Consider the following 25,204-nt stretch of genomic DNA (forward strand, 5'->3'; position numbering starts at 1 on the left):
CCTCCTGGATGGGGTTGACGGATGGGACTAGAGCAGTTGCACGTTGGCGAGCTTCCACGCCCCGCCCTCGTGCACGAGCGAGAGCCGCATGCGGTTTCGATCCACCCTCGGCTCCGGCGAGTTGGTGTTGGTGACGGTCTGGTCGAGGAACACGATCACCTCCGCCCTGTCGCGGTCGGCCTCGGCGAGTCCGGCCGCGATGATCTCGGCCGAGGAGGTCGCCTTGTACTGCACGATCATGTCCTTGAGATTCGACGCCACCTGCGTGTACTGCCCGGCGAACTCGCCGACCGAGTTCCCCCGGACCACCGACAGGTTGTTGTCGAGGTTCTCGAAACTGTAGGTCGCCAGGTCGGTGGCGTACCGCCGCCCGGCGTCGAGCGCGTCGGTCCGGGACTGCTCCAGTTGGCGGCCCTCCCAGATCGCGTACGAACCCCAGCCGAGCAGCCCGAGCAGAACCAGTGCGGCGGCGAGTCCCGCGATCACGCGCCGCGTGAGCCGCGGACCCCTTTCCTGCCCGACGGTTCCCGCGTCCGGCTCGACCGTTGGTTCGACTGTCGTTGTCTCGCTGTCACTCATTGCGTTCCCTGTAGTAGTAGAGCTGCCCACGATTGGTCACCGAGGCTTGGGTATTGGTCAAAGAGTTGTTGCTGACCGCCCGCCAGGCCCATCCGCACGGCCGTGCCATCGCCGGCCGGGATCCGACCCGAGGCCGGGTCGTAGGAGGTGACGCCGGCGAACTCCCGCACATCCGCGACCGCGGGCGAAGCCGGGTTCGGCGTGTCCGGGCGCGGCACGTTCTGCGAACCACGCTTCTGCACCCTGCCCGACTCGTCGGTGCAGTACTGGTCCCGGTTCAGCTCGCGGGGGGTCGTGTCCTGAACGGAGCGGCGCTCGGTGTCGTAGAAGCACACCGGTCCGACCGCGGTCACGAGATCGAGTTGAGCGCGACCGTTCTCGACGATGCCGCCGAGCTTGGTGAAGCCGTTCGGCACCGCGACGAGCAGCGCGTCGACGGCGGGCATGCGAGCGGAGACGATCTGCGAGGAGACCAGCGAGTTGGCGAGCAGCAGCGTGAAGGACTCCCGGTTCTGTTCCATGAACGGAACCACCTGCTGGGCCAGGATCGAGGGGGTCTGGTCGAGCAACTCGCGGATCTCGGGATCCGCCTCACGGACCTGATCGGTGATCTGGCGCAGCGACGCCGCGATCTGCGGAAGTGCCCGCACGTTCTGCTCGTTCGCGTCGAACAGTTCCCGCGAACTGTCCACCATCGAGACGATCTTGGGCTGGTTCATCTCGATCATCGTCACGATGGTGTCGAAGTTCTCCACCGTCTGCCGCAGGTCGGGTCCCACCCCGCGCAGACCGTCACCGAGTTCCTTGGCGAGCGACTGCAGGTCCGCCGGATCCACGGTGTCCGCGATCGCATTGAAGTTCGCGATCACGGTGCCGAGCGGGACCGGGACGCTGGTCTGCTCCCTGGGGATCACCGAACCCTGCTCCAGGAACGGTCCCGAATCCGAATCGGAGGACAGCTGCATCTTGAGGACGGGTGCCGCGGTGTCCTGTGCGACCGCAGCGTGCGTGTCGACGGGGATCTCGGCGTTCCTGCGCAGCGTCAGGGTGAGGTCGACGGTGGATCGGTCCGGTGCCAGCTCGACGGCGCTGACCTTGCCGACGGTCACGCCGCGGTAGGCCACCTCGGAACCCTCCGCGATCCCGGCGCTGTTGTCCATCTGCACCGTGACCTCGTAGGAGCCCCGGAGCGGATCCGGTCCGCCGACCTGCTTGATCACGTACACCGAGCTCACCACGGCCAGGACGAGGAAGGCGACGATCTCGAAGTAGATGGTCCGCTTCTTCATCGCGTGCCCCCCGTCACGAGCTGGGAGAGCCCCTCGATCGCAGGATGATGCGAAGCGGGCGCGGCCGGGGGCGGCGCGGGCACGGGCGGCGCCGCACCCGGGATGACCTCACTGAGCAGTCCCCGCACCGACTCCCCGAGATCGACGTCGAGGTCGATGTTGACGTAGTCACCGGGAGCAGCGCGCAGCACCAGGTCCCGTGCACTCTCGAGCTTGCCCATCGTGTCTCCGAGCGTCGGGCCCATCGCCGCGAACTGGTCGAGGATCGGGGTGAGGCTGCCGACGATGTCGACGATCTGGTCACCGGACTGCTCCAGCACCGCGTTCGCCTGCACGCTCAGCGCATGCGACTTCTCGAGCAGCGTCACCACGGACTGCCGCTGTTCGGCGAGTACATCGACGGCCGGCGCGGCGGCTCGCAGGCCCTGGTCGATCGTCGCGCTCTCCGCGGCCACCGTCGCGGACAGCCGATTGAGCGAATCGATGGCCGAGTTGATCGAGTCCCTCCTGCTGTCGAGGGTGCCCAGCAGGTGGTCCACCCGCCCCAGCAGGTCCCGGACCACGTCCTCACGGCCGGCCAGGATCTGGTTCGACTCCTCGACGATCGTCTTGACCTGCGCGATCCCGCTGCCGTTGAGCATCGTCCCCACGACGGCGAGCAACTGCGCCACGTCCGGTCCGCGCGCGGTGTCGGACGCGTCGATCGTCGCGCCCGCGGGGATGGTCGTCGCATCCCCCTGGTCCGGCACCCGCAGGTTGATGAACGCATCCCCGATGGGGGTGGTCAGCTCGATCCGGGCGGTGGTACCGACCGGGAGGCGGATGTCCTCGTCGATGTCGGCCTGCACCACGGCCTGGAACCGCTCCACCGTCATCGAGCTCACCCGGCCGACCACGGCCTGGCCGATCCGTACCTCACCGCCCACCGGCAACAGCGAGGCGTCGGTGAACTCGAAGGCGATCGGGTACGACGGGCCGTCCACATCGCGCCCCACCGGCAGGTGCTGGAAGTTGGCACCACACCCGGAGAGGACGGCACCCGCGAGGAGCACTGCGGCGCAACCGGTCACGCGGCCCATCACTGTCCCCCTGCGAACAGGCGGCTCAGGTCGGTGCCCTCGAGGTTCGGCGGGAACTCGATCGGGTTGACCAGTCCGGGTCCCTGGCACATCGGGATCGGGAGCCTCTCGCACAGCGCCTTCGTCGCGGGGAACTGGGAGAGGTTCGTCGACACGTTCAGCCGGACCCTCGCCCTGCCGTCGGCCGTCACGAGATTGGACACGTTCTCGAATCCGGTTGGCGCGGTGTCGAGTATCTCCGCGAGCTGGTCCTGCTTGGTCGCGATCGCGCCGGTCAGCTGCGCCAACTGGGCGACATCGGAGGTCAGGCCCGCGCCGTGCGCGGACAGCAGCGCCGACACCTGTCCGAGCAGGTCGGTCAGCGAGGAGAGCGCACCGGTGATGTCGTCGCGCTGCTCCGAGAACTCGTCGGCGGTGACGGTGATCGAGTTCACGAGGGAGTTGACGGTGCCCTGGTTGGCGGAGATCGTCTGCACCAGGACGTTGAGACTGTCGACGAGTTGGGTGATGTCCGCGGACTTCCCGGCCACCACCGACGTGGCCTGGGTGATCGTCGTGACGGCGTCGTGGAAGGGCTGACCGTTCCCCTCGAACGCGTCGGCCGTGGTGTGCAGCAGGTCGCCGATCCCCGCGCCGGGTGCGGTGGCCTCGGGGTTGAGGGCCAGGGTGAGCTCGTTGACCGACCGGGTCAGCTGATCCCAGGAGAGCGGGGAATGGGTGCGCTCGAGCGGGATCACCGCGCCGTCCGGCAGGCTGGGCCCGTCGACGTAGCCCGGGTCCAGCTCCACGGTGCGGTCGCTGACCACCGACGGCGACATCACCCAGGCCTGCGCGTCCGCCGGGATCTTCGTCCCCCTCGGCAGGCTCATCGTGACCCGCACGCGCGATCCCTCCGGGGTGACCGACTCGATCCGTCCGGTCGGCACCCCGAGCACGGTCACCCGGTTGCCGGGGAACACGGCGTCCGTCTGCGCGAACTCGGCGGTGATCGTCATCGTGGCCTCGGGTCGCACCACGAAATAGACGAGCCCGGCCGCGACCGCCACGACGGCGGCGAGAGCGCCGAGACGCCATCCGACGGCCCGGCGCATCACCGGCACCCCTGCACGAGTCCGGACACGCAGAGCCAGTTGTCGCCGATCAGGGTCGACGGGGAGTTCAGGTCGAGCCAGTTCCCATTGCCCGTGGCGTTGGTGATGTAGCGGACGCTGGGCGCGAAGTTCTCGAGCAGGGTCGTGAGGGTCTGCTCGTTCTCGGTGAGCACGGCCGTGACGGCGTCGAGCTCGGTGAGCACGGAGTCCAACAGCGGCTGGTTCTCGCCGAGGAACTGGCTGGCCGCGGTACTGAGCCGGTTGATGTCGGTGATGAGCGACCCGATGACCTCACGGCGTTCGGCGAGCGTGCTGGTGAGAAGTTCGGCGTTGCCCAGCAGGGTCACCAGGGTGTCCTTCTGGTCGACGAGGGTCTGGGTGGTGGCCTGCGCACCGGTCAGGAGCGCTCCGATCGCATCGGAGTTGCGGGTGATGGTCTCGTTCACGGTCGTGATGCCGTCCAGCGACCGCCCGATCAACTCCGGATCGTCGGGGGCGACCTGCGCGATGGTCTCGACCATCGCGCGCAGCTGCTCGAGATCGAGGTTCTCCGTGGTGTTCTGGGCATTTCGGCCCAGATCGTCGAGCGTGAACGGGACGCTCGTCCGCTCGAGGGCGATGGTCGAGCCCGGCGCCATCTCACCCGAGCCCGCGGGGACGATGTCCAGCGACCGTCGACCGAGCAGGGTGAAGATCTTGATCGCCGCCGAGGTTCGGTCTCCGAGTACGACACCGTCGTCCAAGCGGAAGCCGACGTCGACGCTGTTGCCGCGCACCGTCATCGAGGTCACCACCCCGCTGGGCACCCCGGCGACGTTGACGGTGTCCTCCGGCTGGAGTCCGGTCGCGTTGGCGACCAGGGCGTGGTACTCGTCGGTCTTGAAGGCCAGGATCAACTTGGGGACGCCGATCGCGGCCGCGATGACCCCCAGCGCCAGGATCACGCAGATCACCCCGGCCCGGACCGGGTGCTTGACGGTCAACCAGTTCATCGGCACCTCGCCGATCGCTGCGGACCCTCGAGCGACACCGTCCGGTCCAGTGCGCTCCAGCGGACGTTGCACAGGTAGATGTTGACCCAGCTGCCGTAGCTCGCGGCGACTCCGAGCTTGGTGAACAGCTGATCGAACGCGACGGTGCCGTCGTGGAGGGCGGCCTGATTCGCGACCACCACATCCGCGGTCGCGTCGAGCGAGCGCAGCGTCGGCGCCAGATCGGGCTCCACCTGGTCGAACACCCCGGCCAGGTTGCTCGCCAGGGCGCCCGCCGAATCCAGCGCGTCGGCGATCTGGTCGCGGTCCTCGGCCAACCCGGCGACGAGGGTGTTCAACGAGTCGATCAACTCGACGAAGTTCGGGCGGTTGGCCATGGTCACCTCCAGTACCCCGTTCAGGTTCGCGATCAGTTCGTCGATGATCGCGTCCTTCGAGGCGAGGTTCTCGGTGACCGCGACGGTGCGGTTCAGTAGGCTCTCCATGGTCGCGCCCTGGCCCTGGAACACCCGGACGATCTCGTGCGCGAGTTGATTCACCCCGGCGGGATCGAGCGCGTCGAACAGCGGACGGAATCCGCCGAGCACCGAGGTGAGGTCCAGGGCCGGCTGGGTCCGTTCGACGGGGATCGTCGACCCCGGCGACAGGAACTCCGACGTCATCGGGCCGCTCGGTCCGGGTTCGAGGGTCACCGCTCGGGCCCCGAGCAGGTCGGCGTAGCGAACCACGGCGCGACCGTCGAGCGGGATGCGCTGATCGGACTCCATCCGGAAGGTCACCACCGCCTGGTTGTCGACCAGCTCGACACCGTTCACCCGGCCGACGCGCACGCCGGAGATCTGCACGTCGCTGCCCGGTACCAGCCCGGTGCTGTCGGTGAAGACCGCCTTGTACTCGGATGAGGCCCCCGCGACGGGGTTGATGAGCGTGCTGAACACGACGACGGTGCTGGCCAAGGACAGCGCGGCGAAGACGGCGAAGCGGATCAGACTGGACCGGACCGACATCAGCGCACCACCGTCGTTCCGCGCAGGATCGGTCCGGCCATCACTGACTCGAGATCCCCACTCGTGCCGAACAACTCGGAGATCTGGGACTTCTCGGCAGGGCTGCCGACCGGGCCCGCGGTTCCACCGAACAGCGGTGCGAACGGGTTCGGCGCGGTCCGGGTGCAGCTCGGCCCCTGGAGATCGCCGTATTCGGGGCACTGCGCCTTCCAATACGGCTGCAGATCCTTGGCCGAGAGCTTGAGGTCGGAGTTCAACCAGGGCCCGCCCGCCACCGCGGGCGGCAGCGTCGTGACCAGGTTCTGCAGGCCCCGATAGACGGTGGTGATCTGATCGGGCCTGGCGGTGAGCGCGTCGAGCAACTGATCGGTGTCGTCGACGAGGGTGATGATCCGATCGCGGTTGTCGGCGAACACGGCGGCCTCGTCGACGGTCCGGGTGCCGGCGGCGAGCAGTGCGGCCAGGCCCTGCTGCTTCTCGACGATGGTCCGGGACGTCGTGATCGAGTTGTTCAGGGAGGCGAGCACGTCGGGCGCCGTCGAGTCGAGGTCTCCCGCCAGCTCGGCGATGTCGTCGAGGTCGTCGCCGAGTCCGTCCAGCACCGGCTGCGACGCGACCAGGCTCCGGTGCAGCGCGTCGATCGACTCCCCCAGCCGCGCACCCTCCCCGTCCAGCGCCGTGGCCACCGCCGTCAGTGCGGCATTGAGGTCGGCGGGATCGATCGCGCCGACCAACTCGTAGATCCGCGAAAAGGCCTGGTACAGCTGGACGGCGGCCTCCGACTGGTCCGCCTGCACGGTGCCGCCCGGTTGCAGGGAGGGCACAGCCGCGGCCGGGACGGCGGCCTCCGGCGACACCAGATCCACGTAGTAGTCACCGAAGACCGTTCGCGGCATGAGTCGCACCTGGACGTCGGCGGGAATGTTCGCCATCGCGTTCTCGTCGAATCCCAGGGTGATCAGCGAATCCCGGGTGCCCGCGTCGATCTGCTCGACCCTGCCCACGTTCACTCCGCGGTACTGGATCGCCGAGTCCACCTTCAACGCGCCCGCGCTCGCCGGGACGGTCGCGGTGACCTGGGCCGGCGACTCGAATGTCCGTGCTCCCCAGGCGAAGAGGAACATGTACAGGCCGGCGGACACGAGCACGGCGAGCGCGCCGCGCAGCGCGAGTCCGGCCGTGCCGCCACCGAGTACCGCCGACCGAACGCTCATCCGGTCAACCCGGGTACCTGCGGCTTGAGCCCCCACAGCGCGACGGTCATGGCGACGTCGGTGAACGCGAGGAAGACGATGCTGGTGCGCAGCGCCCGGCCCGCGGCCCGGCCGACCCCCTCGGGGCCGCCGGTGGCGGTGTACCCGTAGTAGCAGTGCACCAGCGTCACCACCACCGCGAACACCAACACCTTCACCAGCGAGAGCCAGATGTCGCTGGGCGAGAGGAACAGGCTGAAGTAGTAGCCGTAGGTGCCCTGGGACTGGCCCTTCACACCGACCACCGCGAGCGCCGTGGCCATGTAGGAGGCGAACAGCCCGACCAGATACAGCGGGATGACCGCGATCATGGCGGCGAGCACCCGGGTGGTCACCAGATAGCGCAGCGACGGGATGGCCATCACGTCGAGCGCGTCGATCTCGTCCGAGATCCGCATCGCGCCCAGCTGGGCGGTGAAACCCGTTCCGACCTTGGCGGCCAAGGTGATCGCGGCGACCAGCGGCGCCACCTCCCGGGTGTTCGCGATCGCCGACATGACCCCGGACAGCGGCGCGAGCCCGACCAGGTTGAGCCCGCGATAGCCTTCGAGCCCGATCTGCGAGCCCGCGAAGAAGGAGATCGCGAAGATGACGACGACGCTGCCCCCGCCGGCCAGCAGGGTGCCGGACCCGAACGCGATCTGGGCGATCAGGCGCATGACCTCGCGCCAGTATCGGACGAGGGTGGCGGGGACGGCGGCGACGACCTGGACGTAGAAGGTGAGCTGCTCGCCGAGGCGGGCCAGCTGCGCGACGGCTCGCTCACCGAATCGCTTCGTGCGGATCGCGACGGGAAGGTGCATCAGTAGGCACCCTTCACCGAGACGAAGAGCGGATAGAACTGGGTGATCGCCAGGTTCGCGATGAACACCAGGATGAACGAGAGCACCACGGTCTCGTTGACGGCGTCCCCCACGCCCTGCGCGCCCTTCTTCACCGTGAGGCCCCGGAAGCTGGCGACGATTCCCGAGATGAGGGCGAAGGCAACGGCTTTGAGGCCGGAGACCACGAAGTCCGCGGGCTGGCTGAACTGCACGACGTTGCGCAGGAAGCTCTGGGCGTTGCCGTCGAGGATGAGCACGTGCACGAGCAGGCTCGCGCCCAGCCCGATGACGAGCACGATCGAGTTGAGCAGCACGCACACCACGGCGATCGCGATCATCCGCGGCACTACCAGCCGCTCGAGCACCGGCAGGCCGAGGACCTCGAGGGCGTCGATCTCCTCACGGATGGTCCGGGCGCCCAGGTCGGCACAGATCGCGGACCCGCCGACGCCCGCGATGATCAGGGCGCAGACGAGCGGGCCCGCCTGACCGATGATGAGGAACGCCACGACCGCACCGCTGTAGGCGCCGGCACCGATCTGGTCGGCCAGCGACCCGATCTGAAGCGCGACTCCCACCCCGAGTGGGATCATCACCAGCGCCGAGGCGACGGTGGTGACATGCGCGAGGAACCACATCTGGTCGATGCACTCGCGCCAGGCGAGCCGGCGGTGGCGCAGACTGGTCAGCGCGGCGAGGGCGACCCGGACGGTGAACACGAAGAGCTGACCCATCTCCGCAAAGAAATGGGTGAACATGTTCGGCTTGTCCGGCGCTACGGCGGGCTCCGCGGCGGCGGGCACGGCGAGCGCCGCCACCGGGTGTTCAGTCGCCGCCATCCCGCTCCCTCGCGTGTGACTCGATCCTCGCGGGCACACCCCCCGTGGCGCCCGTCACAGGACAGTGAGCCTAGCACCATCCTGACTTTTGAGTAAGGTTACTTTTGAGTAAGTTGCGGGGGTGCACCCCGGCAGCGGGTGCCCGCGGTTCGCCGAACGTGCACCTGCCGTCGCCCACTCTCGGGCGATGCTCCGGCAGGTGCACGTTCGCGGCGTGCCTGCACACTTTCTGCGAAAACCGAGTAGTCGGCTACCCGCGACATCCGTTCCTGCTTGAGTCAGGCTCAGATGATCCCGTCCACGCGAATCGACACCGCCTGGAGAGCGGGGAGATGACCATGTGTGCTCAGGCTGCGGAGGCCCCGGAGCAGCAGGCTCGGGGACAAGGGAAGTCGTTCGACTACGACGCCTTCATTTCCTATGCCCACGATGATCGGCCGGTCGCGGCGGGGATCCAGAAGGGTCTGCACCGCATCGGCCGGCGAATGGGCCACCTGCACGCGCTGCGGGTGTTTCGCGACGCGACGGACCTGACCGCCAGCCCGGACCTGTGGGGCAAGGTGATCGACGCGATGGACCGCGCCCGCTATTTCATCGTGGTGCTGTCCCCGCACGCGGTCGCCTCGGACTGGGTGAACAGGGAGGTTGCCCACTGGCTTCGGCTGCGCGGGCCGGACCAGCTGCTGTTCGTCGTGGCCGACGGCCAGCTGGAATGGGACGAGGACACCGGACGGTTCGACCCGGACCGATCCGGCGTTGCGCTGCCGGTGCTGACCGAGCCCGGGGTTCTTCCCACCGAGCCGTTCTACGTCAACGTCAGCGCGGACTCGCCATGGGATCCACGTGCACCGATGTTCCGCGAGAAGGTCACCGACCTAGCCGCCCCGATCCACGGCATACCCAAATACGAGCTGGCCAGCGAGGACCTGCGCGAGCAACGCCGCTTCCGCCGACTGCGGCGAGCCGCCATCGTCGGCCTGGTTCTGCTGACCGTTATTGCCCTCGCCGCCGCAGCCATCGCATTCGATCGACAAGACGAGGCGGAAAGCCAACGACAAGAGGCGGATCGCCAACGCAACGAAGCGGTCGCTCTCGCCCTGGCCGCGGCCTCCCGCGATGTCGCCACCAGCAACAGCGCTCTTGCTCTCGCTCTAGCCGCCGAGAGCAGCCGGGCGACGCCGGACCCTCTGTGGCAGGCCACCGGAGCTGTGGTCAACGCCCGTGTCGCCTTCGGGCAGGGGACCACGCGGCAGGTACGCATGCCGCTCACAGGCCACACGGCCCCGGTGATTGCGGTGGCGCTTAGGCCGGATGGCGCTCTGTTGGCCTCGGGCAGCCAGGACCAAACCGTGCGACTGTGGGACCCGGCCACCGGCCAACAAGCCGGCGCCCCACTCACCGGCCACACCGACACTGTGAACGGGGTCGCGTTCAGCCCGGACGGCAGCCTACTGGCCTCCGCCAGTAACGATGGCACTGTGCGGTTGTGGGACCCGGCCACCGGACAACATGTCGGCGCCCCACTCACCGGCCACTCCGGTTTGGTGAATTCGGTCGACTTCAGCCCGAACGGCACCCACCTGGCCTCCGCCAGCACCGACGGGACTGTGCGGTTGTGGGACCCGGCCACCGGACGGCAGGTCGGCGCCCCGCTCACCGGCCACACCGGCTCGGTGATCGAGGTGGCGTTCAACCACGATGGCACCCGGCTCGGCACAGCAGGAGCCGACAACACCCTGCGGCTGTGGGATTCCGCCACCGGACAACAAGTCGGCGCCCCACTCACCGGCCACACCGACGCGGTAGGCGGGGTGGCATTCAGTCCGGACGGCACCCGACTGGCCACCGCCAGCTATGACAACACGGTGCGGCTGTGGGACCCCGCCACCGGCCAGCAGATCGGTGCCCCGCTCACCGGCCACACCGGCATTGTGACTGCGGTGGAATTCAGCCCCGACGGCACCCGACTGGCCACCTCGGGAGCCGACAACACCGTGCGGCTGTGGGATCCGGCCACCGGACAACAGGTCGGCGCCCCGCTCACCAACACCGGCCCGGTGGTTTCGGTGGCATTCAACCGCGATGGCACCCGGCTGGCGTCCACCAGCTGGGATGGGACTGTGCGACTGTGGGACCCGACCACTGTGGAACAGATCGGCATCCCACTCATGGGCCACACCAATGACGTGATCGGGGTTGCCTTCAGCCCGGACGGCACCCGGCTGGCTTCCGCGTCATACGACAAAACAGTGCGGTTGTGGAATCCCGCCACCGGGCAACAGGTCGGCCCCCCACTCACCGGCCATACCGACACAGTGTCGGCGGTGGCGTTCAACCACGACGCCACCCGCCTGGCCTCCGCCAGCGCCGACGCCACCATACGACTGTGGGACCCCGCCACCGGAGGGACAGTCGGTGACCCACTGACCGGCCACACGGGCTCGGTGACGGCGGTGGCGTTCAACCACGACGCCACCCGCCTGGCCTCCGCCAGCGCCGACGCCACCATACGACTGTGGGACCCCGCCACCGGAGGGACAGTCGGTGACCCACTCACCAGCCACACCGACAGCGTGTTCGACGTCGCGTTCAGCCCGGACGGCACCCGGCTGGCCTCCGCGAGCGCCGACGCCACTGTGCGGCTGTGGGACCCTGCCAGTGGCGGGCCGGCCGGCCCGCCACTCACCGGCCACATCGGCGCAGTGTCGGCGCTGGCGTTCAACCGCGACGGCACCCGCCTGGCCTCCGCCGGACTGGATGGCACTGTACGGCTGTGGGATCCCGCCACCGGGCAACAGGTCGGCCCCCCGCTCACCGGCCACACCGACCTGGTTATCGGGTTGGCGTTCAGCCCGGACGGCACCCAGCTGGCCTCCGCTGGATACGACAGAGCGGTGCGGTTGTGGGACCCGGCCGCATCGCAGCCGCTCGGCCCGCCGCTCACGGACCACACCGCCCCGGTGGCTGCGGTGGCGTTCAGCCGCGACGGCACCCGGCTCGCCTCCGCCAGCTTCGACGACACCGTGCGGCTGTGGGCCTCCCTTTGGGACGTGGACGAAGCGTGTGAGCTCGCCGCCCCTTATGTGACCCGAGCCCAGGTACAGGAGTTCGTGCCATCTGGCTGGGAGACGGCATGCCCATATGCGGGGTGACCCAGACAACGGGGCTCACTCAGGCCGACTCGTGTCTCCACCCGCGGCACGACGAGACGAACGCCGTGTCAGGCCAGACCTGCTGGTTGCACATGGTTAGCGAACGGAATCACCCATGACATCGTCGGCGCGGGCGAGGACCATCACAGCAGTAAGAACAGTCCCGACTGTCTGAAGACATGTGGCGGGCAGGGAGGTGATGGCATATGTGCGCTCAGGCTGCCAAGGCTCCGGAGCAGCAGACACACGGGCCGGGGGCGTCGTTCGACTACGACGCCTTCATCTCCTATGCCCACGATGATCGGCCGGTCGCCGCCGGGATCCAGAAAGGCCTGCACCGCATCGGCCGGCGAATGGGCCACCTGCACGCGCTGCGGGTGTTTCGCGACGCGACGGACCTGACCGCCAGCCCGGATCTGTGGGGCAAGGTGATCGACGCGATGGACCGCGCCCGCTATTTCATCGTGGTGCTGTCCCCACACGCGGTCGCCTCGGGCTGGGTGAACAGGGAGGTCGCCCACTGGCTGGAGCGACGCGGTCCGGACCAGCTGCTGTTCGTCGTGACCGACGGCCAGCTGGAATGGGACGAGGACACCGGACGGTTCGACCCGGACCGATCCGATGTGGCGCTGCCGGTGCTGACCGAGCCAGGGGTCCTTCCCACCGAGCCGTTCTACGTCGACGTCACCGACGATGCGCCATGGGACCCACGCGCACCGATACTCCGGGAGAAAGTCACCGACCTGGCCGCCCCGATCCACGGCAAACCCAAATACGAACTCGCCAGCGACGACCTGCGCGAGCAACGCCGCTTCCGCCGGCTGCGGCGCGCAGCCATCGTCGGCCTGGCCCTCCTCACCGTAATTGCTGTCGCTGCGGCGGCGATCGCGATCGTGCAACGGAGAGACGCGGTGCGCCAACGCAACGAGGCGGTGGCTCTCGCCCTGGCCGCAGCCTCCCGCGATGTCGCCACCAGCGACAGCGCTCTTGCTCTCGCTCTAGCCGCCGAGAGCAGCCGGGCGACACCCGCTCCACTGTGGCAGGCCACCAGCGAGTTGGTCGACGCCCGCGTCGCCTTCGGGCAGCGCACCGGGCAGCAGGTGCGCGCCCCACTCACCGGCCACACCGACACGGTGAACGCGGTGGCATTCAACCCGGACCGCACCCGGCTCGCCTCCGCTGGCTCCGACGGCGCGGTGCGGCTGTGGGACCCCGCCACCGGCAAGCAGGTCGGCGACCCGCTAACCGGCCACACCGGCCCGGTGTACGAGGTGGCGTTCGGCCCGGACGGCACACTACTCGCCTCCGCAGGCGCCGATCGGACCGTGCGGCTGTGGGACCCCGCTACCGGCAAGCAGGTCGGCGACCCGCTAACCGGTCACACCGAACCTGTGTGGTCGGTGGCGTTCGGCCCGGACGGCACCCGGGTGGCGTCAGGAAGCGAAGACCGCACCGTGCGGCTGTGGGATCCCGCCACCGGGCAACAGGTCGGCGACCCGCTCACCGGCCACACCGGCCCTGTAGTGACGGTGGCGTTCAGCCCCGACGGCACCCGACTCGCCACCGCAGGCTGGGATGACACGGTGCGGTTGTGGGATCCCGCCACCGGTGCACCGGTCGGAACACCGCTCACCGGCCACACCGACAGCGTGTGGTCGGTGGCGTTCGGCCCCGACGGCACCCGACTCGCCTCCGCCGGCACCGACGGCACCGTGCGGCTGTGGGATCCCGCCACCGGACAACCGGTCGTCCACCCACTCTCCGGCCACACCGACCCGGTGAACGCTGTGGCGTTCAGCCCGGACGGCACCCGACTGGCCACCGCCGGCACCGACGGCACCGTGCGGCTATGGGATCCCGCCACCGGGCAACAGGTAGGCGACCCGCTCACCGGCCACACCGGCACCGTGGTGACGGTGGCGTTCGGCCCCGACGACACCCGGCTCGCCACCGCCGGCGTCGACTCCACCGTGCGGCTGTGGGACCTGTCGCCCGGCCGACCGGTCGGCGGCCCACTCTCCGGCCACACCGACCCGGTGCACGGGGTGGCGTTCAGCCCGGACGACACCGGGCTGGCCACCGCCGGCGCTGATCGGACCGTGCGGCTGTGGGATCCCGCCACCGGGCAACCGATCGGCAACCCGCTCACCGGACACACCGCCCCGGTGAACGAGGTGGCATTCGGCCCGGTGACCGCGGTGGCGTTCGGGCCGGACGGCACTCGGCTCGCCTCCGCCAGCTGGGATGACACGGTGCGGCTGTGGGACCCGGCCACCGGGCAACAGGTCGGCGACTCGCTAACCGGCCACACCGGCCCCGTGGTGACGGTGGCGTTTAGCCCCGACGGCACCCGACTCGCCACCGCCGGCGCCGGCGCCGGCGGCACCGTGCGGCTATGGGATCCCGCCACCGGACAACCGGTCGGCGACCCGCTCACCGGCCACACTTACCCGGTGAACGGGGTGGCGTTCAGCCCGGACGGCACCCGACTGGCCACCGCCGGCGTCGACCGCACCGTGCGGCTGTGGGACCCGGCCACCGGACAACCGGTCGGCGACCCGCTCACCGGCCACACCAGCACCGTGGTGACGGTGACGTTCGGGCCGGACGGCACCCGACTCGCCTCCGCCGGCGACGACGGCACCGTGCGGCTGTGGGATGTAGCCACCGGGCAACCGGTCGGCGAGCCGCTCACCGGCCACACCGGCACAGTGTTCGCGGTGACCTTCAGCCCGGACGGTACCCGACTCGCCTCCGCCGGCCAGGACGGCACCGTGCGGCTGTGGGACGGCCTCTGGGACATAGACGAGGCGTGTGAACTCGCCGTCCCCTACGTGACCCGAGCCCAAGTACACGAGTACGTGCCATCGAGCTGGGAGACGGCATGCCCCTATGCGGAGTGACCCTGCCGGCCGCGAATCGTGCAGGTTTGGTACGAACTCAGACGCGAGATCCGTGCATAGGAGCCCCGGAAGAATGGATCCGCCAGCAAGACACTGCGAGCCGCAAGGAGGTGGGGGACGGTGCACCACAACGATCACCGATCCGAGCTTGGCAGCAGACTGTGGAATGACGCACCAAACAAGACCGGATCCGACAGTCGCACAACGCCCTACGAAAGCGCGGTGCTCGAGCAGTACCGCCTCTACGTCGAGATGGCCGACCGCGTCAGCGCACGACGAGGACTCGCGAATTCGTTCTTCCTGACGCTGAACACCGGCATCTTCACGTTCGTCGCTGCGTTCGCGAAGGCCCCGCCGCAGGACATGGCCGGGTGGCTGGCGATCCCTCTCGCGGCGATCCTGGGCCAGTGTTTCGCCTGGTTCTATCTGGTGCGCAGCTACCGGCTCCTGAACAGCGCCAAGTACCAGGTCGTCGGCGCCCTCGAGGAACGACTTCCCGCCTCCCCCTTCTGGCGTGCCGAATGGTGGGCCCTGGGCGAGGGGAAGGACCGATCCCGGTACTGGCCGCTGTCCCACATCGAGCAGTGGATTCCCATCCTCTTCGCTCTCGCGTACGTCGCGGGGTTCCTCGCCATCGTGTTCGCCTGAGTTCGCACGCCTCGCAGATGGAGGTCGTCCGGCCGGCGACGGTCAGGCCCCAGGCAGATGCGGCTCCAGCGCCCGCATGATCGCCGCACGAGGCTTGGCGCCGACCACCCTCGTCACCAACTCGCCGCCCACGAACAATGCCATGGTCGGCGTGCCCATCACCTGATATTCCCTGACCGTCGCGGGATTCTCGTCGACGTCGATCGCGACGACGGCGAGTCGGCCGGACTCATCGTCGGCGATCTGCTCGAGCACCGGCCCGACCATCTTGCACGGGCCGCACCTCTGCGCTCCGAACTCGACGAGAACCGGCGTCGCGGACGAGAGGACGTCGGCGGCGAAGGCGGCGTCGGTGGTGGTGGCGAGGGACATGGAGTCCTCCTTTGTCTCGATACGACTGTGTCGGTAGGACGATGGGCTTCCCGGGTTCCGTGCTCAGCGATTGACCTGAGCGATGACGCGTTCGTGCACATCCGCGTCCCCGCCGCACTCGCACACCAGCCGTGCGGTCACCCGGCCGCCGCACCCCGTGTGCCGGTAGACCACCTCAGGCTGTGCGCCCGACGCGAGGTGCTTCTCACCCCAGTCGGAGAACGCGGCCAGCACCGGCAGTAGGTCCAGGCCCGCGTCGGTGAGGACGTATTCGTGCCTGGCCCGGCTACCCGGGACCTGGTAGTCCCTGGTGGTGAGCACCCCTGCGGCGATGAGTCGGTGTAGGCGATCGGACAGCACCCCGCGCGGGGCACCGGTCGCGGTTCGGAGCTCGTCGAAACGGCGCAGGCCGAGCGCGACCTCGCGAACGATCAGCAGGGCCCATCGCTCCCCGATCACGGCGAGGGTCTCTGAGAGGGTGCATGTCACGGTGCTGAGTCTAGACCTAGGACTTAGCTTCAGCAAAGGCCCTCGGCTATATAGTGACAACAGATGTGATCCGCATCACATCAAGGGCTGAGGGGGCGGTCCGCAGAGCGTCGTCGGGAGGAACGCCATGCCCTTCTATCGCCAGGTAGGCCAGGTACCGCCGAAGCGTCACACGCAGTTCCGCGCGCCCGACGGCGGTCTCTACCGCGAGGAGCTCATGGGCGAGGAGGGCTTCTCCTCCGATTCCGCCCTGCTCTACCACCGCGGTACCCCCTCGGCGATCGTCGACGCCACGGCGTGGGAACTGCCCGACCAGACGCTGACCCCCAACCACCCCCTCAGGTCGCGGCACCTCCGGCTGCACGAGCTGTCCGGAACACCGATGGACACCGATCCCGTGACCGGTCGCCGGCTCGTCCTCGGCAACGACGACGTCCGGATCTCCTACGTCACGGCGCAGCAGGATTCGCCCCTCTACCGGAACGCGGTGGGCGACGAGTGCGTCTTCGTCGAGGCCGGATCCGCCACCGTCGAGACCGTGTTCGGCGCGCTCGGCGCCCGCCGCGGCGACTACGTGCTGCTCCCCCGCGGCACCACCCATCGATGGCTGCCGAACCCCGGTGAACCCTTGCGCGCCTACACGATCGAATCGAGCAGCCACATCGGCCCGGCCCACCGGTACCTGTCGAGATTCGGGCAACTGCTCGAACAGGCGCCCTACTGCGAGCGCGACCTGCACGCACCCACCGAGCCGCTGCTGCGCGAGGCAACCGACGTCGAAGTGCTGGTCAAGCACCGCGGCGGAACCGGGCTCGTCGGCACCCGCCTGGTCTGCCCCACGCACCCGTTCGATGTCATCGGCTGGGACGGCTGCCTGTATCCGTACACCTTCAACGTCGCCGACTTCGAACCGATCACCGGCCGGGTACACCAACCCCCGCCGGCCCATCAGGTGTTCGAGGGCACCGGGTTCGTGATCTGCAACTTCGTTCCCCGCAAGGTCGACTACCACCCGCTCGCGATCCCGGTGCCGTACTACCACTCCAACGTCGACTCCGACGAGGTGATGTTCTACGTCGACGGTGACTACGAGGCGCGCAAGGGCTCCGGCATCGCGCGCGGCTCGATCTCGCTGCACCCCGGCGGAATAGCGCACGGACCGCAGCCGGGGGCGGCCGAGGCCAGCATCGGCGCGGAGTTCTTCGACGAGCTCGCCGTCATGGTCGACACCTTCCGGCCGCTCGCGCTGGGCGAGGGCGGGGCGGCCGTCGAGGATCCCTCCTACGCCTGGTCCTGGGCGGGACGAGGACCGTCGTCATGACCGCGCTGCTCGCCCACCTGGTCGACGACGCCGGCCTGTACGAACCCGCCGCGCTCGACATGGCAGCGGCGGTGGCGCGCCATCGCCGCGACACCGCGTCGGGCCAACCGATGCTCACCGACCGGTTCCTGTGCCCCGCCTCCCGGGTACCCGAACTGCTCGCACATCTCGACGCCGACGACCGATTCGCGGTGCTCGTCACCGTCGACGCCCCTGCACTCGCCGAGGCCGTCGCGGCGCTGCACCGCTCCCCCGGCGCGACGTTGGTCGGCATCGAGGCGACTCTGCCTGCGGGACCGGACGATTCCCGCGCCGCCCTCACGACGCTGATCGACGCCGCCACGGCCGCGGCGGTCCCCCTGTTCCTCGAGCCCGCGACGATCGCCGGTGCCCCCGAGCTGATCTCGGCACTGGCCGAGCGTCGGTCCGCGGACGGGAGCCCGCTCGGGGTGAAGCTGCGCTGCGGCGGGACCGGACCGGAGCTGTTCCCCACCCCGGCCGCGCTGGCCGCCGCGCTGGTCGCGGCCGCAGGCGCGGGGGTGCCCGCCAAGGCCACCGCGGGCCTGCACCATGCGATCCGCCGCACCGACCCGGCGACCGGCCTCACCCATCACGGCTTCCTCAATCTTGTCCTGGCCGCGGACACCGCCCGCTCCGGGTCCGCCGCGGACACCGAGAGGGTGCTGGCAGACGAGGACCTGAACCGGCTGCGCGCGACCGCCCGCGCCCTGCACGACCCGGTGCCCGCACGCGCGGTGCTGACCTGTTTCGGGTCGTGCGACACCGAGACCCCGATGCTCGAGGCGGTGCGGCTCGGCCTGGCACCCACCCGATCGGACGGTGGGCCAGGCACTTTCGGACTAGGTGGAGGATCAACATGACTGGTGTTGTTTCGAGCGACCTGCAAGCAGTCGCAAGCGGTGCCAACCACTCCATCGAGCCGTTGCCCTACGGTGTGTTCTCCACCGGCGCGCTGCACCGCCACATCGGCGTCGCGATCGGCGACAGCGTTCTCGATCTCACCTCCGTCGTCGACGAGGCGGCGTTGCGCTCGACCACCCTGAACGCCTTCCTCGCACTCGGACGCGAACGCTGGGCGCAGGTGCGCACCGAGATCACCGAGCTGCTGACGGATCCGAGCCACCGGCAGCGGATCCACCCGTTCCTGCACCCACTCGACGAGGTCAGCATGCACCTGCCGTTCGACGTGGCGGACTACGTGGACTTCTACGCCTCCGAGCATCACGCGAGCAACGTCGGTCGGCTCTTCCGCCCCGACGGCCCACCCCTGACACCGAATTGGAAGCACCTGCCGATCGGCTATCACGGCCGCGGTGGCACGGTGGTGCCGTCGGGCACCGACATCGTGCGGCCCACCGGCCAACGCAAGGCTCCCGGGGAGTCCTCGCCGACCGACGGACCCAGCCGCCGGCTCGACATCGAGGCGGAACTCGGCTTCGTGGTCGGAGTACCCAGCTCACTCGGAACCTCCGTCCCCACGGCCGATTTCGCGGAGCACGTCTTCGGAGTCGTGCTGCTCAACGACTGGTCGGCTCGCGACCTGCAGTCCTGGGAGTACGTTCCGCTCGGCCCCTTCCTCGGTAAGTCCTTCGCGACCTCCATCTCCCCGTGGGTGGTGCCCCTGGCCGCACTGGAGGCGGCGAGGCTGCCCGGCCCCGCCCAGGACCCCGCGCCACTCGAGTACCTGCGGGACACCGAGAACTGGTGTCTGGACATCGAATTCGAGGTCAGGCTCAACGGTCATCCGGTCTCCCGTCCTCCCTACCGCGAGATGTACTGGTCGCCGGCACAGATGCTCGCGCACCTGACCTCGAACGGCGCCCGCCTGCGGACCGGGGACCTGTTCGCCTCCGGCACCGTCTCCGGTCCAGGGCCCGATCAAGTCGGTTCGCTGCTCGAGCTGACCGGTGACGGGCGGGACCCGATCGCACTGCCCGACGGCGACACCCGCGGCTACCTCGAGGACGGCGACGTGGTGACCATTGCGGCCACCGCGCCGTCCCCGTCCGGCGGCCGGTTCGCGCTCGGCAGCGTGACCGGAACGGTTCGACCGGCGGTCCCGAGGCGGTAGCCCCCTCGCGTGTTGTAGTCGCGACACCCGACCCCGCAGCGGCTACGGTCGAGACCATGGCCACCACAGCGGATCACCTGCGGACCACCCTCGACGGACAGTGGCAGGGGGTGCGCGAGAAGGTCCGCGTCGACCTGACCCGCCCCGAGTTCGCGCCACACTTCACCCCCGACCTCGCCGCCGCGCGCGCCAAGACGCTCGAACAGATGCAGGTACTGACCGCGGCGGGCTACGCCGCCAACGGATTCAGCGCGGAGCACGGCGGCACCGGCGACGTGGGCGCGGCGGTCGTCAGCATCGAGATGCTGGCCATGTCCGACCTGTCGCTGATGGTGAAGGCGGGCGTCCAGTGGGGCCTGTTCGGAGGCGCCATCGAGAACCTCGGCACCGCCCGCCATCACCAGGCCTACGTCAAGCCGCTGATCGACCTGGACCTGCTCGGCTGCTTCGCGATGACCGAGACCGGGCACGGCAGCGACGTGCAGGCGCTGGAGACCACCGCCACCTACGACCCCTCGACCGGTGAATTCGTCATCGATTCCCCGACACCGTCTTCACGCAAGGACTACATCGGCGGCGCCGCGCAACACGCCCGGATGGCTGCGGTGTTCGCGCAGCTGATCACCGCCGGGCCCGAGGAGGAACCCGAGTCCAAGGGTGTGCACTGCTTCGTGGTCCCGATTCGGGACGAGGACGGCAACGACCTGCCCGGCGTCACCACCTCCGACTGCGGACACAAAGGCGGCCTGCCGGGCGTGGACAACGGCCGGATCGTCTTCGACCGGGTCCGGGTGCCGCGGGAGAACCTGCTCAACAGGTACGCCGACGTCGCGGAGGACGGGACCTACTCGTCGCCGATCGAGAACCCGAACCGGCGCTTCTTCACCATGGTCGGCACCCTGATCCGCGGACGCGTCACCGTCGGCGGCGCGGCCGGCGCCGCGGCGCGGGTGGCGCTGAGCATCGCGACCCGCTATGCGTTGCAGCGCAGGCAGTTCGACAAGCCACCGAGTCAATCCCCCCTCGCTTCGCTCGCCCCGGCGAACGACGAGGTCCTGATCATGGACTACCTGGTGCACCAGCGCCGGCTGCTGCCGCTGATCGCGAAGTCCTACGCGCTGCACTTCGCCCAGAACGAGCTGGTGACCAGGCTGCACGACATCCAGAGCTCGGCCGAGGTGGACGCGCAGGAGCAGCGCGAGCTCGAAGCCAGGGCCGCCGGGCTCAAGGCCGCCAACACCTGGCACGCCACCCGTGCGATCCAGGAGTGCCGCGAGGCCTGCGGCGGCGCCGGGTACCTCACCGAGAACCGGCTCGTCGCCCTCAAGGCCGACACCGACGTGTTCACCACCTTCGAGGGCGACAACCACGTCCTCACTCAACTCGTCGCGAAGGAGCTGCTCACCGCGTACGCCGACGAGGTGCGTGGCATGAGCCCGGTCGAGTGGATGCGCTTCGCCGTCACCACCGTCTCCGATGTCGTCAAGAAGCGCACCGCCGCGCAGCAGATCATCCAGACCATCCTCGACACGCGGCAGGACAACGAGGAGGACGGCAGCCTGTTCAACCGCGGCACCCAACTCAAGATGTTCGAGGATCGCGAGGAGTACCTGCTGTCCACGGCGGCGCGGCGGCTCCAGGGCGCACAGAAGCGGGAGGACGACCCCTTCGATGCTTTCAACTCCGTGCAGGACCACGTGCTGCGGGCGGCCGAGGCGCACATCGACCGGGTGGTGCTCGAGGCGTTCGTCGCCGGCATCGACTCCTGCGCGGACGAGACGGCTGCCGACCTGCTCGGTGACCTCTGCGACCTGTACGCGCTGACGGTGATCGAGGAGGACAAGGCCTGGTTCATGGAGCACCGGCACCTGTCCGTCGAGCGCGCGAAGGCGGTGACCCGCGGCGTCAACGAGCGCTGTCGGACGCTGCGCCCACACGCCCTGACCCTGATCGAGGGGTTCGCGGTGCCGGAATCGACCCTGGGTGCGGCGATGCTCGAGTCCTGAGGCTCGGGGAAACCGCACCCTCGCGACGGTGCCGCCGGTAAAATCCTGCAGATGAAGGGTGATCTCACCCGAAATCTGATCGACACCGATGTATGGACCGACGACATGCTGGTCGAGTCCGGCATACCCGTCGCCGAGGTCCCGTTTGTCACGATCGGCGGCGGCATCGGATCGTTCGTCACGTTCGACACCCTGCGGATCTACGGCGTCCCCGCGGAGTCGATGGTCGTGCTCGGCCCTCAGGACCTTCCGTGGTCCAGCTACGAGTACCTCACCAAGGTGTCCCAGATTCCCCGGCAGGAGCGGCTGCGGTCGGATTCTGCCTCGACGCCGGACAACATCTGGGGGTTTCCCTCCTACGCCGTCCGAGAAGCGTTGAGCGCCAGAAGCATCGGCGGATTCGTCAGACCGTTGTGGCAGGTGTTCGTGGAACCGGTGTTCGCCGACTACTTCACACCCCGCGCGGGCCAGGCCTTCGAATCGATGGAACGCGAGTTCCACCGGATCGGCTACGCCCAGTCGCTTCGCAAGGGCCAGGTCCGGATGGTGCGACGCCGGAGCAACGGCGGTTACTTCACCATCCTCACGCCGCCCGCTGGGGCCGCAGCGACCAAGCGGGTCGCCTTCCGCAGCAGGTATGTGCACGTGGCGGTCGGGTATCCGGGCCTTCGGATGCTCGACGACCTCCAGGAGTACCGGGAGAAGTACCGGGACCCGTCGCGGGTGGTCAACGCCTACGAGCCGCACGAGCATGTCTACCGGGCGCTGCAGAAGAAGCCGTCCACCGTGATGATCAGGGGCAGCGGCATCGTCGCGTCGCGGGTCCTTCAGCGGGTCATCGACGATCGCGACCGACTCGGGTTGCGGACCCAGATCCTGCACCTTTTCCGCACCTACGTCGACAAGCCGCACGGACCGAACATCTTCATGCGGCGCAAGGGAAAAGACGGCTGGGCACATCAGGGGTTCAACTATCCGAAGTCGGTGTGGGGCGGCCAACTCAAGGCCCGGATGCGCAAACTGGAAGGCGATGCCCGCAGGCGTGCTTACCAGGAAATGGGTGGCACCAACACCCCGGTGCGCAGGAACTGGCAGGAACAGCTGGCAAGGGGACGCACCGAAGGCTGGTACCAGGTGATGGCGGGCTCGGCCGGGAACCTGCGCCCGGAACCCGGCGGCCACGGCGTCGTGACGACGATCGTGCCCGACCCGACCGCGCCGCTGCCGTTCCCGCCGCCGACGCAGCCCTACGACGCACGGATCGACTACGTGATCGACTGCACCGGACTCGAAGCGGACATTAGGGAGCACCGCCTGCTGGCCGATCTACTCGCACACACCGGCGCGGGACGAAATCCGGTCGGGAGGCTCGACGTCGACCGCACATTCGAGTTGATCGGCACCCGCAGCGGCACGGGCCGCCTGTACGCCTCCGGCAGCGCCACGCTCGGCGGGTACTTCCCCGGGGTCGACACCTTCCTGGGATTGCAGATCGCCGCCCAGGAGATCGCGGACGACCTTGCCGCGAACGGCTTCTGCCGCCGAATGGGTTCCGTTCGGTCCACCCGGCAGTGGTGGTTGTGGGTGCGGAACAGAGAGATCTGAGACGGCAATGCTGCCAACACTGAACGGTCGCATCCAGACCCGCATCCTGGGCCTCGGCGTGATCGGATTCGTCGTCGCCCTCCTGATCACGCCGCTTCTCCCCACGGGCGCCCTCGGGCCGGTGGACAGCTACCGGGTGACGATCAGCGTGCTGGTCGGGGTGGTGCTGGTCGGCGTGCTGTGGGAACTGCTGTACCACTTCCTGCAGCAGTTCCGGTGGGAGAAGGACTGGCCTACGCTGTTCGGGATGGCGACGATTGTCAACGAAGGCGCGCTGATGTGGCTGCTGGTGGGCCACACCACGATCGTGGTGCCGGAAGACCTGCGACCGTCGCTGACGGCCTTCTCGATCCAGTTCGTGGTCACCTGGTTGGCGTTCTGGCTGATTATCAACGGGCCGATGCGGGTCGTCGTCCATCGCTGGCGCTTCTCCGGCGGGAGGTTCCTGTGAGCAACCGTCAAGTCGAGGTACTGGCCGGCACCCACCTGGTCCTGAGCGCCGGCGGCGCGGTCGCGATCGTCGCGCACCGGGACAGGTCGCGGCCCCTGGCGGACTCGACCGCCGCGAAGTGCACGGACGCCCTGCGGCGGTTGCTGCGGGAGGCAGCGGAAGCCGAACCCGAACAATCCGGCCGACTGTTCGCCAGGCTCGCGACCAAATGGATCATCGAGCAGGAGGACGGCATCGAGTTCGGTGTCCTCTCCCCGGCGGGCACGCGGCTCGCCGTGTTTCTGCACGGAGGCATCACCGCGGTTCTCGTCGGCGGGGAGGGCGAGCGGGATCGGCTCCGCGGCGCCGACGCGGGATTCACGGTGGACCGGGTGGTCGACGCGCCCGCCACGGCCGCGGCGCTGTTCGTCGATGCCGACGGGTCGGAGTACGAGCTCCCGGCCGAGCGCGGAGCCGGAGCACTGACCGAGGGCGTGGTTCCGGGGGCAGGGGTCGTGATCTGGCCGGGGAGCCCACCGGAAGGCAGCCGGCAACCGGACGGCCCGTCGGGCTCCGAATCCACGGACGTGGGACGGAAGGCGCCCGCGCCCCCGGCCCCACCCTTGGTGGCGCCCGCGGTGTCCGACCGGATCGACGTGGCGGATGAACCGATACCGTCCAGACCGTCGCTGCCGGTGCCCGGCAGCACGCCTTCCGACGACGAGAGCACGCTCCTGGGCGGCGGACTCGACGCCGGTCCGGTGGCGGTCAGCGGACACAACTGCAAGAACATGCATCTGAACGATCCGCGGGCCGCCTTCTGCTGTGTATGCGGAATCCGGATGGATCAGATGACCCAGGTGCTCACCGAGGGGATCCGGCCACCCCTCGGGTTCCTCGTCCTCGACGACGGTACGACCTATGTCCTCGACGGGGACTGCGTGCTCGGCCGCGACCCGGAGAAGTCCGAGCTCGCGGCGGCGGGTCTGCGCCCGATCCGGATCGAGGATCCCTCGGGGGGCATGTCGCGGGCACACGCGGCGGTGCGGTTGACGGACTGGGACGTCGCGATCGTCGACCTGGACTCGACGAACGGAACCCATCTGCGGGCACCGGGCGAACGGGACTGGATCCGTCTGGACCCCAACGTCCCCGTCACGCTCTCGCCGGGGGCCGAGGTTCGACTGGGCGACCGAGTGGCCACCTTCGATTCCCCGCACGGCAGGTTGTGAA

General features: G+C 69.0%; 21 protein-coding genes. 10 read left to right on the forward strand and 11 right to left on the reverse strand.

What is annotated here, in order from left to right; genetic code table 11:
• Window positions 1–27: 27 nt before the first annotated feature.
• From ACFQS9_RS15390 to ACFQS9_RS15430, 9 genes are read right to left on the reverse strand one after another with little or no spacing between them, the layout of a single operon-like run.
• The gene (locus ACFQS9_RS15390; RefSeq protein WP_378406116.1) at window positions 28–579 is read right to left on the reverse strand and encodes a hypothetical protein; all 552 of its coding nucleotides are present in this window, start codon (window positions 577–579) and stop codon (window positions 28–30) included.
• Entirely contained in the window at window positions 576–1,868 is a 1,293-nt protein-coding gene (locus ACFQS9_RS15395; RefSeq protein ID WP_378406117.1) for an MlaD family protein, read from the reverse strand. Before ACFQS9_RS15395 ends, ACFQS9_RS15390 begins: the two co-directional genes overlap by 4 nt.
• Complete coding sequence (locus ACFQS9_RS15400; protein WP_378406119.1) at window positions 1,865–2,947, reverse strand: MCE family protein; 1,083 nt, start codon at window positions 2,945–2,947, stop codon at window positions 1,865–1,867. Before ACFQS9_RS15400 ends, ACFQS9_RS15395 begins: the two co-directional genes overlap by 4 nt.
• Window positions 2,947–4,038, reverse strand: a complete 1,092-nt coding sequence (locus ACFQS9_RS15405) for an MCE family protein (protein WP_378406121.1) — start codon at window positions 4,036–4,038, stop codon at window positions 2,947–2,949. Before ACFQS9_RS15405 ends, ACFQS9_RS15400 begins: the two co-directional genes overlap by 1 nt.
• Entirely contained in the window at window positions 4,038–5,030 is a 993-nt protein-coding gene (locus tag ACFQS9_RS15410; protein WP_378406123.1) for an MCE family protein, read from the reverse strand. The genes ACFQS9_RS15405 and ACFQS9_RS15410 overlap by 1 nt, the downstream gene beginning before the upstream one ends.
• The gene (locus ACFQS9_RS15415) at window positions 5,027–6,037 is read right to left on the reverse strand and encodes an MCE family protein (protein ID WP_378406125.1); all 1,011 of its coding nucleotides are present in this window, start codon (window positions 6,035–6,037) and stop codon (window positions 5,027–5,029) included. Before ACFQS9_RS15415 ends, ACFQS9_RS15410 begins: the two co-directional genes overlap by 4 nt.
• Window positions 6,037–7,251 (reverse strand): MCE family protein, encoded by a 1,215-nt coding sequence (locus ACFQS9_RS15420; RefSeq protein WP_378406127.1) that lies wholly within the window; start codon window positions 7,249–7,251, stop codon window positions 6,037–6,039. The genes ACFQS9_RS15415 and ACFQS9_RS15420 overlap by 1 nt, the downstream gene beginning before the upstream one ends.
• Complete coding sequence (locus ACFQS9_RS15425) at window positions 7,248–8,093, reverse strand: MlaE family ABC transporter permease (protein ID WP_378406129.1); 846 nt, start codon at window positions 8,091–8,093, stop codon at window positions 7,248–7,250. Before ACFQS9_RS15425 ends, ACFQS9_RS15420 begins: the two co-directional genes overlap by 4 nt.
• Window positions 8,093–8,953 carry an MlaE family ABC transporter permease gene (locus ACFQS9_RS15430; protein ID WP_378406131.1) on the reverse strand — a complete coding sequence of 287 codons (861 nt, stop codon included), beginning with the start codon at window positions 8,951–8,953 and terminating at the stop codon, window positions 8,093–8,095. The genes ACFQS9_RS15425 and ACFQS9_RS15430 overlap by 1 nt, the downstream gene beginning before the upstream one ends.
• 338 nt (window positions 8,954–9,291) lie before the next feature.
• On the opposite strand from ACFQS9_RS15430, the gene ACFQS9_RS15435 reads away from it, so the two are divergent.
• From ACFQS9_RS15435 to ACFQS9_RS15445, 3 genes are all read left to right on the forward strand, one after another.
• Entirely contained in the window at window positions 9,292–12,105 is a 2,814-nt protein-coding gene (locus ACFQS9_RS15435) for a TIR domain-containing protein (RefSeq protein WP_378406133.1), read from the forward strand.
• A gap of 206 nt (window positions 12,106–12,311) precedes the next feature.
• Window positions 12,312–15,008, forward strand: coding sequence for a TIR domain-containing protein (locus ACFQS9_RS15440; RefSeq protein ID WP_378406135.1), 2,697 nt, complete (start codon window positions 12,312–12,314; stop codon window positions 15,006–15,008).
• Between the two features lie 222 nt (window positions 15,009–15,230).
• Window positions 15,231–15,656, forward strand: a complete 426-nt coding sequence (locus ACFQS9_RS15445) for a RipA family octameric membrane protein (protein ID WP_378406137.1) — start codon at window positions 15,231–15,233, stop codon at window positions 15,654–15,656.
• A gap of 42 nt (window positions 15,657–15,698) precedes the next feature.
• On the opposite strand, the gene ACFQS9_RS15450 is transcribed toward ACFQS9_RS15445, so the two are convergent.
• Entirely contained in the window at window positions 15,699–16,028 is a 330-nt protein-coding gene (locus ACFQS9_RS15450) for a thioredoxin family protein (protein WP_378406139.1), read from the reverse strand.
• A 63-nt stretch (window positions 16,029–16,091) separates the two neighbouring features.
• Window positions 16,092–16,517, reverse strand: coding sequence for a winged helix-turn-helix transcriptional regulator (locus ACFQS9_RS15455; protein WP_378406141.1), 426 nt, complete (start codon window positions 16,515–16,517; stop codon window positions 16,092–16,094).
• 127 nt (window positions 16,518–16,644) lie between these two features.
• On the opposite strand from ACFQS9_RS15455, the gene ACFQS9_RS15460 reads away from it, so the two are divergent.
• Genes ACFQS9_RS15460 through ACFQS9_RS15490 form a run of 7 tightly spaced genes read left to right on the forward strand, consistent with a single transcriptional unit; the run spans window position 16,645 to window position 25,203 of the window.
• Window positions 16,645–17,838, forward strand: coding sequence for a homogentisate 1,2-dioxygenase (locus tag ACFQS9_RS15460; protein ID WP_378406143.1), 1,194 nt, complete (start codon window positions 16,645–16,647; stop codon window positions 17,836–17,838).
• Window positions 17,835–18,719 carry a hypothetical protein gene (locus tag ACFQS9_RS15465; RefSeq protein WP_378406144.1) on the forward strand — a complete coding sequence of 295 codons (885 nt, stop codon included), beginning with the start codon at window positions 17,835–17,837 and terminating at the stop codon, window positions 18,717–18,719. Before ACFQS9_RS15460 ends, ACFQS9_RS15465 begins: the two co-directional genes overlap by 4 nt.
• Window positions 18,716–19,930, forward strand: a complete 1,215-nt coding sequence (gene fahA, locus ACFQS9_RS15470) for a fumarylacetoacetase (RefSeq protein ID WP_378406146.1) — start codon at window positions 18,716–18,718, stop codon at window positions 19,928–19,930. The genes ACFQS9_RS15465 and fahA overlap by 4 nt, the downstream gene beginning before the upstream one ends.
• Before the next feature lie 56 nt (window positions 19,931–19,986).
• Window positions 19,987–21,936, forward strand: coding sequence for an acyl-CoA dehydrogenase family protein (locus ACFQS9_RS15475; RefSeq protein WP_378406148.1), 1,950 nt, complete (start codon window positions 19,987–19,989; stop codon window positions 21,934–21,936).
• Window positions 21,937–21,987: 51 nt separating this feature from the next.
• Window positions 21,988–23,541: an FAD/NAD(P)-binding protein gene (locus tag ACFQS9_RS15480; protein WP_378406150.1), complete on the forward strand. Its 1,554-nt coding sequence runs from the start codon at window positions 21,988–21,990 to the stop codon at window positions 23,539–23,541.
• Between the two features lie 7 nt (window positions 23,542–23,548).
• Window positions 23,549–23,992: a hypothetical protein gene (locus tag ACFQS9_RS15485; RefSeq protein ID WP_378406152.1), complete on the forward strand. Its 444-nt coding sequence runs from the start codon at window positions 23,549–23,551 to the stop codon at window positions 23,990–23,992.
• Window positions 23,989–25,203, forward strand: coding sequence for an FHA domain-containing protein (locus ACFQS9_RS15490; protein ID WP_378406153.1), 1,215 nt, complete (start codon window positions 23,989–23,991; stop codon window positions 25,201–25,203). The genes ACFQS9_RS15485 and ACFQS9_RS15490 overlap by 4 nt, the downstream gene beginning before the upstream one ends.
• The last annotated feature ends 1 nt before the right edge of the window (window position 25,204 follow it).

Source organism: Rhodococcus daqingensis, assembly GCF_042665615.1.
Taxonomy (GTDB): domain Bacteria; phylum Actinomycetota; class Actinomycetes; order Mycobacteriales; family Mycobacteriaceae; genus Rhodococcus_G; species Rhodococcus_G daqingensis.